Annotated in this window: 15 protein-coding genes; 3 read left to right on the forward strand and 12 right to left on the reverse strand. The window is 63.1% G+C overall.

Annotated elements, in window-relative coordinates; translation table 11 throughout:
• Positions 1-19: 19 nt before the first annotated feature.
• The 5 genes from ACGYK7_RS04245 to ACGYK7_RS04265 all read right to left on the reverse strand — a co-directional run bounded on the left by ACGYK7_RS04245 (position 20) and on the right by ACGYK7_RS04265 (position 4,642).
• Positions 20-1,378: a multicopper oxidase family protein gene (locus ACGYK7_RS04245; protein ID WP_394399311.1), complete on the reverse strand. Its 1,359-nt coding sequence runs from the start codon at positions 1,376-1,378 to the stop codon at positions 20-22.
• 17 nt (positions 1,379-1,395) lie between these two features.
• Positions 1,396-2,859, reverse strand: coding sequence for a TolC family protein (locus tag ACGYK7_RS04250; protein WP_394399313.1), 1,464 nt, complete (start codon positions 2,857-2,859; stop codon positions 1,396-1,398).
• Positions 2,859-3,137 carry a hypothetical protein gene (locus ACGYK7_RS04255; RefSeq protein WP_394399316.1) on the reverse strand — a complete coding sequence of 93 codons (279 nt, stop codon included), beginning with the start codon at positions 3,135-3,137 and terminating at the stop codon, positions 2,859-2,861. The genes ACGYK7_RS04250 and ACGYK7_RS04255 overlap by 1 nt, the downstream gene beginning before the upstream one ends.
• 81 nt (positions 3,138-3,218) lie before the next feature.
• On the reverse strand, positions 3,219-3,488 hold the full coding sequence (locus ACGYK7_RS04260; RefSeq protein ID WP_394399318.1) for a hypothetical protein: 270 nt from the start codon (positions 3,486-3,488) through the stop codon (positions 3,219-3,221).
• A 251-nt stretch (positions 3,489-3,739) separates the two neighbouring features.
• A complete protein-coding gene (locus ACGYK7_RS04265; RefSeq protein WP_394399320.1) occupies positions 3,740-4,642 on the reverse strand; it encodes a DUF305 domain-containing protein in 903 nt (300 codons plus the stop codon).
• A 198-nt stretch (positions 4,643-4,840) separates the two neighbouring features.
• On the opposite strand from ACGYK7_RS04265, the gene ACGYK7_RS04270 reads away from it, so the two are divergent.
• The gene (locus ACGYK7_RS04270; protein ID WP_067630970.1) at positions 4,841-5,119 is read left to right on the forward strand and encodes a metal-sensitive transcriptional regulator; all 279 of its coding nucleotides are present in this window, start codon (positions 4,841-4,843) and stop codon (positions 5,117-5,119) included.
• A gap of 24 nt (positions 5,120-5,143) precedes the next feature.
• Here ACGYK7_RS04270 and ACGYK7_RS04275 read toward each other — a convergent pair whose 3' ends face one another.
• The 6 genes from ACGYK7_RS04275 to ACGYK7_RS04300 all read right to left on the reverse strand — a co-directional run bounded on the left by ACGYK7_RS04275 (position 5,144) and on the right by ACGYK7_RS04300 (position 13,650).
• Positions 5,144-6,850, reverse strand: a complete 1,707-nt coding sequence (locus ACGYK7_RS04275) for an ABC transporter ATP-binding protein (RefSeq protein WP_394399323.1) — start codon at positions 6,848-6,850, stop codon at positions 5,144-5,146.
• A gap of 51 nt (positions 6,851-6,901) precedes the next feature.
• Entirely contained in the window at positions 6,902-7,666 is a 765-nt protein-coding gene (locus tag ACGYK7_RS04280) for an ABC transporter ATP-binding protein (protein ID WP_394399325.1), read from the reverse strand.
• The gene (fhuB, locus tag ACGYK7_RS04285) at positions 7,663-9,645 is read right to left on the reverse strand and encodes a Fe(3+)-hydroxamate ABC transporter permease FhuB (RefSeq protein WP_394399327.1); all 1,983 of its coding nucleotides are present in this window, start codon (positions 9,643-9,645) and stop codon (positions 7,663-7,665) included. The genes ACGYK7_RS04280 and fhuB overlap by 4 nt, the downstream gene beginning before the upstream one ends.
• A complete protein-coding gene (locus ACGYK7_RS04290; RefSeq protein ID WP_394399329.1) occupies positions 9,642-10,454 on the reverse strand; it encodes an ABC transporter substrate-binding protein in 813 nt (270 codons plus the stop codon). The genes fhuB and ACGYK7_RS04290 overlap by 4 nt, the downstream gene beginning before the upstream one ends.
• Positions 10,455-10,507: 53 nt before the next feature.
• Positions 10,508-12,646: a TonB-dependent siderophore receptor gene (locus ACGYK7_RS04295; RefSeq protein WP_394399331.1), complete on the reverse strand. Its 2,139-nt coding sequence runs from the start codon at positions 12,644-12,646 to the stop codon at positions 10,508-10,510.
• Between the two features lie 101 nt (positions 12,647-12,747).
• On the reverse strand, positions 12,748-13,650 hold the full coding sequence (locus tag ACGYK7_RS04300) for a helix-turn-helix domain-containing protein (RefSeq protein WP_394399333.1): 903 nt from the start codon (positions 13,648-13,650) through the stop codon (positions 12,748-12,750).
• Positions 13,651-13,859: 209 nt separating this feature from the next.
• On the opposite strand from ACGYK7_RS04300, the gene ACGYK7_RS04305 reads away from it, so the two are divergent.
• Together ACGYK7_RS04305 and ACGYK7_RS04310 are read left to right on the forward strand one after the other, a co-directional pair.
• A complete protein-coding gene (locus ACGYK7_RS04305) occupies positions 13,860-14,858 on the forward strand; it encodes an aldo/keto reductase (protein WP_394399335.1) in 999 nt (332 codons plus the stop codon).
• A 165-nt stretch (positions 14,859-15,023) separates the two neighbouring features.
• Positions 15,024-15,362 (forward strand): hypothetical protein, encoded by a 339-nt coding sequence (locus ACGYK7_RS04310; protein ID WP_394399337.1) that lies wholly within the window; start codon positions 15,024-15,026, stop codon positions 15,360-15,362.
• A 48-nt stretch (positions 15,363-15,410) separates the two neighbouring features.
• Here ACGYK7_RS04310 and ACGYK7_RS04315 read toward each other — a convergent pair whose 3' ends face one another.
• Entirely contained in the window at positions 15,411-16,754 is a 1,344-nt protein-coding gene (locus ACGYK7_RS04315; RefSeq protein WP_394399339.1) for a TrkH family potassium uptake protein, read from the reverse strand.

The following is a 16,754-nucleotide window of genomic DNA, read 5'->3' on the forward strand; positions in this document are numbered from 1 at the left end:
GTTGCGGTCCGAGGGCCGCTTAGCCCTTGGAGGTTGGTTTCGGCGTGATCTGGGTTTTCGCACTGTGGTTCTGCGCAAAGTCAGGCAGTTCGCCCGTCCATTCATACGCCTCGGTGCCCGGCGGGTTTTCGTACCAGCCGGGATCTTCGTAATCGTCCGCGTCGATGCCCTCGCGCACCTTCACGACCGAGAACATGCCGCCCATTTCCAGCGGGCCATGCGGCCCCCAGCCGGCCATCATCGGCACGGTATTGTCGGGCAGTGGCATCGACATTTCGCCCATATCCGCCATGCCCGCCGTGCCCATGGGCATGAACTCGGGCTGCACGCGGCGGACCTGACGTGTCATCTGGGTGCTGTTGGTGCCGATCAGCGTCGGCACATCGTGCCCCATCGCGTTCATCGTGTGGTGCGACTTGTGGCAGTGGATCGCCCAGTCGCCCAGATGGTCGGCCACGAACTCATAGGCGCGCATCGCGCCCACGGGGATGTCGATGGAGACTTCGGGCCATTGCGCCGATTCCGGCACCCAGCCGCCATCGGTGCAGGTGACCTTGAAGTCATAGCCATGCATGTGGATCGGGTGGTTGGTCATCGTCAGGTTGCCGACCCGCACCCGCACCCTGTCGCCACGGTTGACGACCAGGGGGTCGATGTCCGGGAAGATCCGGCTGTTCCAGGTCCACAGGTTGAAATCCGTCATCGTCATGATTTTCGGGATGTAGCTGCCCGGGTCGATGTCGAAGGCATTGAGCATGATCAGGAAGTCCCGATCCACGCGCATGAAATCCGGATCCTTGGGGTGGACTACGAACATGCCCATCATGCCCATGGCCATCTGCACCATCTCATCGCCGTGCGGGTGATACATGAAGGTGCCCGATTTGGTCAGGTCGAACTCATAGACAAAGGTCTTGCCCGGCGGGATGCCGGGATGGCTGAGCCCGCCGACACCGTCCATCCCCGAGGGCAGGATCAGCCCGTGCCAATGGATCGTCGTATGCTCGGGCAAGCGGTTGGTGACATAGATGCGCACCCGGTCGCCCTCGACCGCCTCGATGGTCGGGCCGGTCGATTGGCCGTTGTAGCCCCAGAGCCGCGCGACCATCCCATCGGCCAGCTCCCGCTCGACCGGTTCGGCGACGAGGTGGAATTCCTTTACCCCGTTGTTCATCCGGTGCGGCAGGGTCCAGCCATTGAGCGTGACGACGGGGTTGTAATCCGGCCCCGAGGTGGGGCGGGTCGGGGCTTGGGTCGCCGCGCTGTCCATGACCGCGGCTTCGGGCAGGCCCATGTTGAGGGTCTGGCCCCAGGCCTTGGAGGAGACGAGCGTCGCCCCCGCGGCACCCGCGCCCAGCAGTTGACGTCTGTTGATCATCTGTTTGCTTCCTTGTCTCAATGTCCGGCGCCGCCACCGGCGGCGATCTGTGTCTCTCCGCCCGCGCTCGCGCCGCCGCTGCCGCCGCCGTAGATCGCGGCGGTCAGCCCGGCCGAGGCCAGCCAGAAGTCGCGCTTGGCATTGGCCGCCTCAAGCTGGCTGCCGATCTTCTCGCGGGCGTCGTTCAGCAGGTCGAAAGTGCTGGTGATCATGCCGTTGTTGCTCAACAGCGCCTCTTCATCGATGGTGCGGCGCAGCGGCAGCACCACCTCCGCGTAATGCCGGGCGATCTGGTGGCTCGAGCGATAGGCCGTGGCCGCCGCCCGCGCCTCGGAGCGCACATTCACCGCCCGTTCCGCCAGGACATTGGCGGCTTGAAGATAGCTCAGCTCGGCCTTGCGCAGCCGTGCCTTGCCACTGTCGAAGATCGGAATGACGAACTCGAACTCGACCTGCGGGGAGGCGCTGGTCTCAATCTCGCCATTCTCTTCCTCGCGCTCGACTTCCACCCCGGCGATGACTTCGAGATCGGTCAACGTGCGGGTGGCATCGGTCAGACCGTAGGCTTTCGCCGTGGCGGCGAGCCCCAGCCGTGCGACTTCGAGGTCGACCCGGTTGGCCAGCGCCAGCCGTTCGATGCCCCCGTGGCCCCTGACCGTATTCGGCACGCGCGGCAGGGCATCGGGGACATAATAGGCCACGTCCTGCCCCCAAAGCCCCATGAGACGGGTCAGTTGCTCTTTGGCCAGTTCCGCGTCCAGCCGTGCCTGCGCCAGTTGCCCCGCCATTTCCGCATTGAAGGCCTGTTCGCGGGCCTGCGCGGCTTTGTTGAGCGCGCCGGTCTTGCCCAACTGCTGCGCCAACTCGGCCGAGGCATCGGTGGTGACCGAGGCCCGCTTCAGGTAACTGACCGTCTCGAAGGCGGCGACGGCATTGATCCAAGCCTCCCGCGTTTCATTGGCCAAAGCCAGCGTGTCGCTCACCGCCTGCATCTGGGCGTGCTGGAACTCTGCCTCGGCTACGGCGATGCGCTGTTTGCGGGTGCGGGCATCCAGCAGGTTCACGGCGATCATGCTTTCCAAAGCACGATAGAGCCCCACCTCGGGCGCGCCGATGCCCAACAGTCCGATGGACACGACCGGGTTCTCAGGCGTGGACTGTTGCCACGCCTCTGCCGCCGATAGGCCGATCTGCGCATAGGACGCCTGAAGCCCTTTGTTGTTCAAAAGCGCCACCTGCACGGCGGTTTCGGCATTGATGGTTTTGCCCTGCACCATGGCGCGCACCTGTTTGGAGGTGGCGACGGTCTCGGCCTGCGACTGTGCCCATACGGTGCGCTTGCCGATGGCTTTGGAGGTGCGCGCCTCGACGGTGGCAAAGCCAGCATCACGGGCCGAGAAGCTCACCGGCAGGTCCGTTGTCGTGCAGGCGCCCAAGATCAGCGGGGTGATGACAGCCGCGGTTTTCAATTTCCAGCGCATCAGTGGTTCATCCCCTGCATCGGCGCTTGTTCGGCATTGAGCCGGCGCCAGTCGAGCGGCTCGACAACGCCGCGGCGACGGTAGCCCGCGAAGGGCTGCTCGGCGGTGGGCGCAACGCTGCCGCGCGCGCTATTGTCGGCGGCGGTCATGGCGGCGACATTGGGCAGCGGCGTGGGGTGCTGAACATAGGCGGCGGTGACGTCAGGAAGGGGCGGAAGCGCCGTGGCGCATGCGCCAAGGGTCAGGGACATGGTCCCTGCGATCAGTGGTCGTTTCATTGGTATTTGCCTGAGAATGAGGTGATCTAACCCGCAGCAGGACACTGCGAATGGGAAGGCCGTGTTCGGGCCGGGATCAACTCAGACGCGCGGCGGGCGCAACTGGCGGGAAGGCTGGCCCGAAACGACGGACCGGGAAACGCGGGTGAATTCGACGGACCGCAGATCTGACATTCTGGAATCCTGCGAGGGATTGAGCGCGGCCGTTAGGCAGATGCCCCCGCAGCAAGGTTCGCCGTCGAGCTCTCCTGACAAATCCAGATGCTCGGATTGCGCGGCATCCTGCTGCGCCACAGGCATTGCCGCCCCATGATCGTCAGCGTGATGCAGCGCCTGCGCGCTGTCATGCATGCCGCTTTGGGCATGTACCGAGGAAGGCGGCAGCAGCAACAAACTACAGGCCAAAATCACGCCAAGCAGGGCGCGACAGAGGTATAATATGTTTGCCAAAGGACGCATGAGGAACAGGAGTGTCCCATGTGGCCAAGCCTGTCAACGCGTCCAGCGCTGGAAGGATGGCAACTTTTTAGGCCTCTCTACCGTGGCAGCAGGGTCTGGGGGGGGGCACGGCCAACGCGACCTGCCCCCCGCCCTCGAACGCGTTATAATTCGCTCTTGCAGTCCAAGAACCCGCGGTAGCCAACGGTCAACCCGCGGTCGAGGTGGAATTTCAACTCGGCTTCCGAGCGGCTCAGGTCGCCGTCCGTGTCGGTCCACTCCGCCCCGGCGAGGGGGGCAACAGTCACGTCGACGCCCTCAGCGGAGAAAGCGGCACCATCGGCAAGGGCGTCTTGGTCGATGGCCTCATTGGATTGCAACTCGATCAAAGTGCCCGACAGTTTGATGCCGCCGGTCTTGCCCGCCATCACGAGGCTCGGATCGCCTTCGTTGGTGCGGCTGAACTGACAGATCGCCTCAGCGCCCAGCACACTGTCTACATCCTCTGCGGTCAATGCTGCCGGGTCGACCGCGGCCACATCAGCCGACGACAGCGCCTCTTCCACCGTGCCGATCTCCGCCGGAGATGTCGCTTTGCCAAGCTCGGGGTCAACCGCATCGCCGTTCTCTTCGATATCGGCGATCAGGCTGCGCATCTCGGCGATTTCCTTGCGCTGAGCCGCAATGATGTCATCGGCCAGTTTGCGCACACGCGGGTCGGAAAGCTCTGCCCGCTCCGAGGTCATGATTGCGATCGAATGGTGCGGGATCATCGCGCGCATATAGCTAGTATCGCCGACCGTGACCTGGCTGCGGACCAGCCAAAGGGTGAGCGCAAAAACCACGACGGACCCGATATAGATGGCGATGTTTATGGCTTTGTTCGAATACATAGAGAGCATGAAACTAAGCATGATGACCGCCATCACCGCCCCCATCAGCAGCGCCATATAGGTCCGCGTTTCGCTGAAAAAGACATGTTCGAAGGCGTAGGTGTTGAGATACATCAGGCCAAACATCACGATGGTGGATGTCGCGATCATTGCAGCGAAACGCCAATAGGACATGGGTGTCTCCTTTATCAACTTTATGCGCGATGCCTTTGGCTCCGTGGCAATCAGCCCCATGGAAGGCTATGATCACCAGCGCCAATGCGGGCCTTTGCGACGCGCCGGCAGAATGCGAATGGGGCGGCCCCAGATACCCCCCTGTGGTATGTTAACCGGCCACATTCGTCATAGTTCCGATAGGTGGAGGCATCATACGTGGAAGCAAAGCAAAACAAGGCAGCGATCCTCAAGCGGCTGGCGCGGTTGGAAGGGCAATTGCGCGGCGTCACGCGGATGGTCGACGAAGGGCGCTATTGCGTCGACGTGCTGGTGCAAACCGCCGCCGTCCGCTCGGCCCTGCGCGCCGTGGAGCGCTTGGTGATCGAAGACCACGCCAACCACTGTATGGAAGAGGCGATCCTCTCAGGCGACCGTGAAGAACAGCGGCAGAAGTTTCGTGAGTTGGTTGCTTTGCTGGAAAAGGCGCGGGACTGACGGGCGCTCCCTTTCCCAGTCCGGTCACACCCCTCCCGTCAGCCGCGAATATAGCCCGTTGCGCCTGCAAAGACTGTCATGCGTGCCGGTCTCGACCTTGCGCCCGGCATCCATAACAACGATCTGATCGGCATGCTGCACCGTCTCCAAACGATGCGCGATGATCAGGGTCGTGCGCCCCTGTGACAGCCGCAGGAGCGCTGCTTGAATGTCCCTCTCCGTCTCACGGTCGAGGGCAGAGGTGGCTTCGTCCAGTATCAGCACCGGCGGGTTCTTCAGGAAAGCCCGGGCGATGGCGACACGCTGCTTTTGCCCACCCGACAGCATCACGCCCCTTTCGCCTACGATGGTTTCCAAGCCTTCGGGCAAGGCGGCCACCAGCGTGCTCAACTGGGCATTCTCAACCGCGGCTTCAAGTTCCGCCGCCGTGGCATCCAATTTCCCATAGAGGATATTCTCCCGCAAGGTGGAGCCGAACAGGAACACATCCTGAGACACGAGCCCAATCTGCGAGCGCAGGCTTTCCAGCGTCATATCGGCAATATCAACGCCGTCGATGGTGATCCGCCCGCCCGAGGGGGTGTAGAACCGCGGCAGCAGCGCCAGAAGCGTGGTCTTGCCCGCGCCCGAGGGGCCGACAAAAGCGACGGTTTCTCCGGCGTTCACGGTCAGGCTCACCCCATGCAGGATCGGCAGCGGGCTGTCATAGGCGAAAGAGACGTCCTCGAAGCACACGGTGCCTTGGGTGATGGTCACGGCGCGCGCATCGGGCCGGTCGGCGACGTCGCGCTCGGTCTCTAGCAATTCGGTATAGCGTTGAAACCCCGCAATGCCGCGGGGGTAAGTCTCGATCACGGCGGCAATTTTTTCCAGCGGTCGGAAAAAGACGCTGACCAGCAACAGAAAGCCGACAAAGCCCCCGGTGCTGAGCGATCCTTGGAGCACAAATCCCGCCCCAGCGACCATTACCACGACCTGCACGAAGCGCAGCCCCATGTAGTGGATCGCGCTGGCCTTGGCCATGATTGCATAGGCCGACAGTTTGGTATCGCGATAGGCGGCATTGTCGCGGGCAAAGAGCGCCTCCTCATGCCCCTCATTGGCGAAGGCTTGCACCACCCTAATGCCGCTGACCGCCTCTTCGAGGCGGACGTTGAACGCCCCTACCCGAGCGTAAATTTCGCGCCAAGAGCGGGTCATGCGCGCGCCATAGACGGCCACCACCCAGACCATCATCGGCACGATCACCACGGTGATCAGGGCAAGGGTGACATGCAGATTGATCATCAACACAAAGGCGCCGACGAAGGTGACCATGGCGATGAACAGGTCTTCGGGCCCGTGGTGCGCGACCTCGCCGATCTCTTCCAGATCGCGGGTGACCCGAGCGACAAGCTTGCCGGTGCGTGCCCGGTCATACCAGCGCCAAGACAGTCGGGTCAGATGCGAAAAAGCGCGGCGGCGCATTTCGGTCTCGATCTCGATCCCCAGACGGTGCCCCCAATAGATCACCACCCCCATCAGCGCGGTATTGACCAGATAGACCAAGAGCAGCCCGATCGCGGCCAGAACGGTCAGCCGCAGATCGCCAAGCGGCAGCAGGTGGTCGATAAAGGCGGTAATGGCGAGCGGGAAGGCAAGTTCCAGCAGGCCGGACAGAACGGCAGAGCCGAAATCGACCCAGAATAGGCGCATATGGGGGCGGTAGTATTGGAAAAACTGGCGTAACATGGGCTGGCTTTCGACGGGGAGGGAGAAGAGAGAGGTGAGAGGGAGAGGCGCTCAGGTGGGGTGGACCACCGGGCTCGGGCTGGTCTCGATCACCTGCATGGGCAGGCCATAGATGCGCTGCAATGCATGCGGGTCGAGCAGGTGCTGCACCGGTCCTTCCAGCGCGACGCGACCACCGTCGAGGGCGATGACATGGTCGCAAAACCGCACCGCCATATTGACGTCATGCAGCACCACCACCGCCGAAAGCGCACCGGCGTCGACGGTTTTTCGCAACAGCGTCAGCACATCGATCTGATGGGCGACATCCAGCGCCGAGATCGGCTCGTCCAAGAGCAGGCTCCGCGCGCCTTGGGCCAGCATCATGGCGATCCAAGCGCGCTGTCTTTCGCCGCCCGACATGGTGTCGACCATCTGCCCGCGCTTGTGCTCAAGCCCGCATTGCGCAATGGCGCTGTCGATCATGCGCCGATCCTCCGGCCCCAACCGGCCCAAGGCTCCGCGCCAAGGGTAGCGGCCTAGTGCCACCAGTTCCTCCAGCAGTAGCCCCTCGGTGGGCGGCGTGACCTGCGGCAGAAAGGCCAGATCGCGGGCGAAATCGCGAGATTTCCAAGCGCGCAGATCGCGCCCGCCATAGCGGATGCTGCCGGTATTGGGGCGGGTTTGCGCCGCCAGCATTTTTAGCAGTGTCGATTTGCCCGATCCATTGCGCCCGACCAGCGCCGTGATCCCCGTCTCGATCCGCAGGGAAAGGTCATCGACCAACCGTCGTCCGGGCACGTCGAAGGTGATATGATCAAGCGTAAAAAGGCTCATGCGTGTCTCCGTCCGAGCAGGGCCAAGAACAGCCAGGGCGTGCCGACCAGCGTGGCGAAAAGCCCCAGAGGCAGGTCGTAGGGGTAGCTGGCGGTGCGAGCCCCAAAGGCGGCGAGGCTCATCAGCAGCGCGCCCAGACACCAACTGGCGGCGAGGAATGGGGCGGGCCTCAGCAGGCCGAGGCCGCGGGCGATATGCGGGGCCATCAAACCGACAAAGCTGACCGGTCCGACCAGCACGCTTGCGGCCCCGGTGGCCAGCCCGGCGGCCATGACGACCGCGAGCCTTGCGGTGCCAAGCGGCATTCCCAGCCCCCGCGCAATCCCCGCTCCGAGCGGCAGGATGTCGAACCAGCGTGCAAAGAGCAGCGCCGCCATCAGGGCCACGACCGCCAATAGCGACAGCGCCACCGCCCCGGCCAGCGTTACCCGCGTGGTGCTGCCCGCAAGCCAGCCCAGCAGGGTCCAGGCCCGGGGATCGCCCGAGGCCATGATTGCCGCCAGCAGGGCCGAGGCGAATGCACCGATCGCCAGCCCCGCCAAGAGCAGACGCGCCGGGGCCATGTCGCTGCGCGCGGCATAGGCGGACAGCAGGAACAGCGTCGCCACCGCCCCGCAGGAAGAGCCGATTGCCAGCGCCAGTGGCGAGGGCGCGGGCACCGCAAAGAGGGTGGCCGCATAGCCAAGCGCGGCACCGCCGGTCACGCCCAGAACCTCGGGCGCGGCCATTGGGTTTGCCGTCACCCGTTGCAAAGCGGACCCCGAAAGGGCCAAGAGCGCTCCGGCAGCGGCGGCGGCCAGAATGGCGGTGGCGCGCAACGGCAGGAAGGTCGTCGCAATCGCGCCGGATATTACGCTCCAGCCATCAGGCCCGCGGGTGCCGAAAAGGCTGAGCAGGGCCATGACGACCGTCGCACCGACCAGCATGGCAACCCGCTGCCACGGGTGCCGCGCGCGGGCGGAAAAGCTGTCGTTGCGTTCGGCGTCAGGCGGAACGATGTTGCGCAAGCGCGGCAGGAGCGCGATGAGAAGCGGGCCGCCAAGCAACCCGGTCAGCGCGCCCGTGGGCAACTCCGGCAGCCCCAACGCGGCAAGGGCCATCAGACCGCTGTCCACCAGCGCCAGCAGCAGTGCACCTGCAAGCGGTGCGGCCAGCAGTACCTGCGCCACGCTGCGTGCCCCCAGACGGCGGGCCAAGGCGGGGGCCGCAAGGCCGACAAAGCCGACCAGCCCCACCTCGGCAGAGACCATGGCCGAAAGGAACACCGCCAATGCCAGCGCCGCGACACGGATGGCCCCGACCTGCGCGCCAAGGGCCTTGGCCGTCGCCCCGCCAAGGCTCAGGACCAGCAAGGGGCGCAAAAGCAGCGCAGCCCCTGCCGCTCCAAAAAGCAACACCACGGCAAGCCGTGCCACCCCGTGCCAACTGTCTTGTGACAACGCCCCGCCGTTCCAGATGACCAGAGACAGCAGGTAATGCCCCTGCCCCAGCGTCAGGGCGGTAGAGATGGCAGAGGCAAGCATGCCCACCAGCATTCCCGCGATGGTGACCGTGACAGGGGCAAAGCCGCGCCGCGCGCCCAAGGCCATGACGACAAGCGCCGCCAGACCGCCCCCCGCCAGTGCCACGGGACCGGGGCCAAGGGCCAACATCTGCGGCCAAAGAAGCGTGGCGCAGACCAGCGCAAGCTGCGCGCCAGAGGCCACGCCCAGCGTTGTGGGGTCGGCCAGCGGATTGCGCAGCACCGCCTGCATCAGCGCCCCCGACAACCCCAGAAGCGCCCCGATCAGCAGCGCGATCACCGCCCGCGGCATCAGCCCGAAAGCAAAGAGGATCTGTGCGGGCGACAGGTCTTGCGGCCCTGAAAAGGGCAGCACCCATTGCCCGGCGGGCAGCGCCTTGAGCGCGGCAAGGGACCAAAGGCAAGCCGCAGCCAGCCCGGCCACAAGGGGCAGTGTCGAGACGCGATGCGGGATCATGCAGCGTCCAGCGCGGTCACAAGATGGGTGGCGAAACGCAGCGCGGAGGGCGCGCCGCCAAAGGGCATGCGATCGGGCAGATAGGCCACCCGACCGGCCCGCACAGGCGGCAGGGCGGCCCAAAGCGCACTTTGCGCAAGCGCGCGTCGCGCGACAAGCGGCACCGGGCCCGCGACGACCAGTTGCGCATGGGGGAAATCGACCAGTTTCGCCAGCGGGACCGGTGCATTGAAGCCAAACTCGGTATCGCCGCCCCAGGCATTGGTCAGCCCGATCCGTGGCAGCACCCCGCCGTACAGGCTGTCGGAACCATAGATCTGCACATGGCGCGCATCCCCCACGGTCATCACCAGACAGGGCCGTCCCGCAAAGCGTGTCGCGCGGGCGCGCAGGGCATCAAAGGCGGTCTCATAGTCCCGCCGCACCCGGTGGCCATTTGCCCCGCGGTCCAATTGTATCGCCAAGGTTTCCAGCGCTGACAGGGCCTTTGGCAAGGCCGGTTCGGTCGGGATGAACATGTTTTGGGTGATCACCGGGGCGATGCGGCCAAGCTGCGGTTCCACGAAACTGTAGAAATTCGACGACAGGATCAGGTCGGGGGCGACAAGGCTCAGCGCTTCGAGGTTGGGGCTGCCGCGCAGCCCCACATCCGCGCAGCCCGCGGGCAGCGCTACCGCCGCGCCGCGGAGGAACTGCCGCTTCTCCGCCACCGCCGCCAGCGGCAGGTCAAGAGCCACAGCCGTTTCCGCCATCGCCCAATCAATCGCCGCAACCCGCGACACCCCCCAGGCGCGCGCGCGCGATGCCACAAGAGCGCAGGCTCCTGTGGCAATGAATGCGCGACGCGTCAGGGGGCTCGACTTCACCACTTCTTGGACAGCGTCGCCGAGAAGGTGCGCCCGTCCCCATAGTAGGTGGAGAAGTAGCCCACGGAGGATACATAAGCCTCATCGGTCAAGTTGGTCACATTGACCTGCAACTCGGTCCCGTCATTGAAATCATAGGACACGGCGGCATCCAGCAGGGTTACAGCGTCGAGTTGGTTGGCATTGGCGTTGAACGCATAGCGCTCCCCGATGTAGCGCGCCCCTGCCCCGATGGTCAGCCCGGCAAGCGGCCCGGCCTGAATTTCCTTGGAGGCCCAGAGCTTGAAGGTATGCGCAGGCGTCAAACCCAACTCATTGCCATCTTCGTCGCCGCCAATGATCTCGCTGTCGGTATAGGAATAGCCGCCTGTCAGGCTCCAACCGTTGACAAGATTGGCCCGGCCTTCCAACTCAAGCCCACGCACCCGGGACTTGCCCACCTGCTCGTAGCTTCGGACCCCGGCGCCATTTTGCACATAGACCGCGCGGTTCTTCTCTTCCAACTGGTAGAGGGCTGCCGACACATAGGCGTCTACCGTGGCGGGCAGGTATTTCATGCCGATTTCCCACTGTTCCCCCGTTGTCGGCTCAAGCGCGCTGCCGGTATCGCCGGGTTCCGCGAAGCTTTGGAAAGAAGTGCCGTAGGACAGATAGGCCGAAAGACCGTTGTCCCAGACATGGCCAAGGCTGGCCTGCCCGGTGGTCGCGCTGTCGTCGCGCGTCAGATCGACCGTGCCGGGAAAATCGCCGGACCCCGGCACCGAATAGAGCGTTTCGGACTGCCCTTCGGACTTGTTACGGTCATGGCGCAGGGCCAGACCCGCGCGCCAATTGCCATAGTCGATCTCATCGCTGACATAGAAACCGGTTTGCTGCACCGTCACATTCTTGTTGGCGTACCAACTTGCGCCGTTACGCTCTGGCGTGATCGGACTGTAATCGGGATTGGCAAAGTCGATCTCTTGCTGACCGTAGTGGAACAGGCTGACGGCGGATTCCTCGAACCTGCGCGCATCCACGCCAAAGGTGAGGTTATGGCGCAGGTCACCTGTATAGGCCGCCCCTTCAAGGCGCAGGTCCACCGCATAGGAGGTCACATCTTCGTCCTGCAACAGCTGGGTGCGGGAAACATTCGTTCCGTTGACCGCGCCGACGGACAGGTTCGAATAGGACCAGTCAAACTTGGTGATCCCCGCATTGCCCACAAGCCGCCACCCGCTGTCGAATTCATGCGTGATCTGGGTTCCGATGTTGAGTGTCTTGCGGTCGCCGTATTCCAGCGCCTCATTGCCGAAGTAGAAATCGCGCAGGGTTTCATCGGATGCGGTGCCGATCAGACCATTGGGCGCGCCCGAAGGGGAATCCGGGTCGTCATCCTGATAAGAGAGCAGAAACTCCGCCGTGGTGGCATCTGTCGGACGGTACTTCGCGGCGAAGCCGAGGTAGGCGCCCGGGTTGTCGTATTCGTCGATGCCCAGAACGCGATTGCCCGCCTTTCCGACAATGCGATAGGCCAGCTTTTCGTTGACCACGCGGTTCGCGTCGCCGAACGCATAGTAAGAGCCGTTGCTGTCGGTGTGCAGACCGGCCTCATTCGTGTCACCATCGAATTGAGCCCGCTTTTGGATCAGGTTCACCAGACCTGCCGGAGACCCCGACCCGTAGAGGACGGAGTTCGGCCCGCGCAACAGCTCGACCCGCTCCATTCCGTAAAGATCAAGCGAGGGCGCACCGTAGTTCGGGCGCGTGGAACGGCTGAAAGGAAGCCCGTTGAGGTAGATCTGGTTTTGCAAACCCGCCCCCCGAACCGAGATCGAATCGAACCGCGGGTCGGCCCCATAAGCCTCGGTCACCACGCCCGCGGAATAGCCGAGTGCCTCGGACAGGTTGTTGGCCGCCGTGTCCTCGATCTGATCCGTGGTCACGACCGTGATCGACGACGGCGTTTCCAGCAAGGATCGCCCGCTCTTGGTCGAGGCCGTCGTGCCCGCCGCGTAGCCGACAACAGGGCCGGTCGGGGCTTCTTCGGACTGGGTGACAATTTCGCCGAGGTCTACGGCATCCTGTGCGGCGGCAACACCTGCCGACACGGCCAATACGCTGGTGCCCAGCATCAGGAAGAATGTGGATTTCATGTTCTCATATCCGTCTGTGAATTTCCCGAGCGAATAACTCAACTATTTCGACGCGTCTTGAACGTTTCCGCCGTCATTTGCCTCAATCCGTTGCAAAGGAACTATTGCGTCTGGCGGCGCCATTGTGAGGGCGACAGACCGACCGAGCGTCGAAAGACCCGCGAAAGGTGGGATTGATCGGAAAAGCCGGTTGCCACCGCAATATCGGCAAGTGGGCGCTGCTGGTCGGCCATCATTTCCTTTGCGGCAACGACGCGGCATTCGGCGATCCAACGCTGCGGCGACATGCCCGTCGTTTGCTTGAACGTCCGGCCAAACCAGCTTTCGGAAAGCCCCGCCACATGCGCCAGTTCCGCGACACTGACGGCCCGAAAGATATTCTTGGCCATATGCCGCTGCACTGCCGACATGAGTTGCGGCGTCAACCCACCAGACGCAGGCGCCGCGGTGTCGAGAGGCGGTGCCACGACGGCCCCCAAGAGCGCCTGCAGCAATCCGTCCAGAACCAACGTACCGCGCTGCGGTGCCTCGACTTCACGCGCGGCCAGCCGGGCGAGGGTCAGCAAAATACTGTCGTCGCCTGCAAAAATGGGGCAGCGCGGCAAACTGGAAAGGCCACTGGCGCTCAGCCGCGCTTGCAAGGCGGCCGCGTCGAAATGAAAGTCGATATGGCTGAGCCTCTGTGCCTTAGCAAGCTTGCTCCAGAGCGGGACGCCGGCAGGCACGAAAAAGGCGCGCAGCCCGGTCCCATCGGCCCCTTCCTCGGAGGTTCGCAATTGGATCGAGGGCGGCACATCGTCGAGAAACACGACGAGCCGCGGATCGGGCGCGATGTAATACCCGCCCCCGCCCCGCTTACCGGAGACGTGCCACACATCCGCGATAGCCCCTGAAAGCGGCCTGAACTTCAAGGGTTTGAGGGTGTGAAGGTCTCTTGTCCGCGCCTCCATACGAGGGATGAAGGCCCGCGCGTTGCGCAGTTCAGACAGTGAGGACGTCGGCATGAGGATGACATTTCTGGCAGATCAGAGGATTGCCCGAATTCCTGACTAATTTTATAAGAAATGTCAAGAAGACCGGTTAAGGTGATATTACTTGGCCTCCGACAGGGACGCGGTGCCTCACAGACCCGAAAATATGACCGTTCGACAAGGCCGGGTCTTTTCATCATCATGACACCCGCGACAGATCATTCCGAACCAAAGAGGCTTTCATGAAAACGCGCAAACTGGGACAGAACGGGCCGGAGATCAGCTGCGTCGGATATGGCGCCATGTCATTTTCCGACATGTACGGCCCCACCGACGAGGGCGAAAGCCATGCGATCTTGGATAGCTGCCGCGATCTTGGCATCACCCATCTGGACAGCGCGAATATCTATGGCATGGGCCGATCCGAAAGCGCCATCGGCAGCTACCTGAAGGCCAACCCGGGCGCGCGCAAAGACTTCGTGATCGCCACCAAGGCGACGATCACCCGCGACGACGATGGCAACCGGATCCTCGACAACTCCGCCGCGCATCTCGAAGCGGAGTTGGACAAATCGCTTCAGCGCCTCGGCGTGGACTGTGTCGATCTGTTCTACGCTCATCGTAGGGATCCACGGTTTAGCCCTGAGGAAACGGCGGCCAATCTGGGCCGTCTGGTCGAAAAAGGAAAAACAAGGGCGATCGGACTGTCCGAAGTCTCTCCCGCCACGCTGAGACGCGCCCATCGGGCCTATCCGATTACGGCGGTCCAATCCGAATATTCCTTGTCGACCCGCGCCCCGGACCTCGGTCTGGTGCAGGCTTGCTCGGAACTGAGTGTCGCCATGGTTGCCTTCTCTCCGGTCGGGCGGTCTTTGCTGACCGACAATCCAATCCCCAAGGACCGCATTTCGCAACTGCCCTTCCTATCGGGCAACCCCCGTTTCGTAGAGCCGAACCTGAGCGAGAACCTCGCCATCACGGACAGGTTCCGCGCCTTGGCAACAGAGATGGAGACTTCGGCAGCCGCACTCGCCATAGCCTGGCTCTTGAGTAGGGGCGAGCATGTTATCCCGATTCCCGGCACCCGTTATCCGGCACATTTGCGGGAGTGTGCCGCGGGCGCGGAACTGGCGCTTTCGGCCAGCGATCTTGAGCAGATCGAGGCGGTCCTGCCCGTGGGCTGGGCCCATGGAGACCGCTATTCAGAGGCGCAGTGGCAGGGGCCGGAACGCTATTGTTAGGGCGCCTCATCGCCAAACGGGGTCTCGCGGGGGCGGCAATGTCCCCCTGCCCTTGCGCCCACGCGATCACCATCTACCCTTTTGAAGATGGAGACCTCGGACAAAAAGCCCGTCAGAAAGCAATACCACTCTCGGAAAGTCGGATCTGACTTACACATTTGGGACGTGCACCGGCTGATGCGCGCGGCGCGTTGGTTAGAGGTGCAGATGGTATCGCCCGACGCTATTGCCGAGGCGGATGAGAATTGGTGGTATGGCGGGGCCGATGCCATACCCACCCCACGATCAATTGCGGGCCACCTATCCCTGATCGGCGACCTCGATCCCCGGCATCCGATTATCCTTTGTGCCGATGGTCGGTTGATGGATGGAATGCACCGTGTCGTGAAGGCGATTGCAGAGGGCCGCACCCAGATCCCGGCGGTGCGCTTCGCCAAGACCCCGCCGCCTGACTTCGTGAACCGCCCCCTCGACAGCCTACCTTACGACGACGAGACGATCTGACCGGTTTGACGCCAGCGCAGGCTCCGTGGCGCGAAGCCAATCACCCCATCACCCCAGATAAATCTGTCCCGCCGGATATTTGACCTTTGGCACGTTGCGGGTGGCAAGGAAGAAGCCGATTGCCAGGGGGCCGACCCGCCCGACGAACATGATCGTCATGATGATGAAGCGCCCAATGCCATCCAGCTCTGCCGTAATGCCCCGCGACAGGCCGACCGTTCCAAAAGCGGAAGTGACCTCAAAGGCGATATCGGTGAACTGGCCGTCATGGTTGATGGTCATGACGAATACCCCCGTCAGGACCAGCAGCATGGAAATGGTCGTCAGGGCCAAGACCTTCATCACCTCATCCAGCCCCAAGGACCGGCCAAAGGCATGCAGTGTTGTCTGACGCCGAAAAAATGCGATCGTGGCAAGCAGCAGGACAAAGAGCGTGGTCACCTTGATGCCACCCGCCGTTGAGGTGCTGCCGCCCCCCACCAGCATCAGCGTCATGGTCAGCAGGGAGGTGCTGTCATGCATCCCGCCGGTGTTGATCGTGTTGAAACCAGCGGTCCGCGGCGTGGTGCCTTGAAACCAACTTGCCCATAGTTTCTCAACGACACCCAAAGGGCCGAGGGTTTCAGGGTTGCCCCATTCCAGAAGGCCAAACATGACACTGCCCCAAGTGATCAGTAGTGCCGTGCCAACCAGCATCAGCTTGGAATGCAGGGTCAGTTTGCGCCAACTCCGGTTGCGATAGACATCGCCGACCACGATAAACCCAAGCCCGCCAAGGATGAAAAGCGCAGGGATCACCAGATTGATGATCGGGTTTCCCACCCACTGCGACAGGCTGTCGGGGTGCAGGGCAAACCCGGCATTGTTGAAGGCGGAAATGGAATGAAAGACCGCCTCCCACAGCCCGGCCCAGCCGAACTCAGGCACAAAGACAAGGGCCAAAAGCGCGGCACCTACCGCCTCGCAAGCGATGGCGATGATCAAGATCATACGCGCAATATAGGACAGGTTCGACAGGGATGTCTGGTTCAAATCCTCGCGCAGGATCAGCCGTTGCGGCATGCCGATGGGAATACCAAGCGCCCCCAGCAACAGCACCGCAAAGGTCATCAGGCCAAGACCGCCAAGCTGAATCAATGCCGCAATCACCGCTTGACCAAAGCCCGTGAATGCCGCCCCGGTGTCGGCAAGCACCAGCCCGGTGACCGTCACCGCAGAGGTCGAGGTAAAAAGCGCCTCGCCCAGACCGATGTCACCGTGATGCGAAATCGGCAGCCACAGCAGAACGGCTCCCAGAATGATAAACGCCATGTAATAGAGCGACAAAAGCGCAGGCGGCGGCATCCGCAGGGTCTTTTTCCGCCGCAGGAGGGACCGAACTGACAGGGCCAT

The sequence above is a fragment of the Sulfitobacter sp. 1A15299 genome (assembly GCF_043556915.1).
In the GTDB taxonomy this organism is placed as follows: Bacteria; Pseudomonadota; Alphaproteobacteria; order Rhodobacterales; family Rhodobacteraceae; genus Sulfitobacter.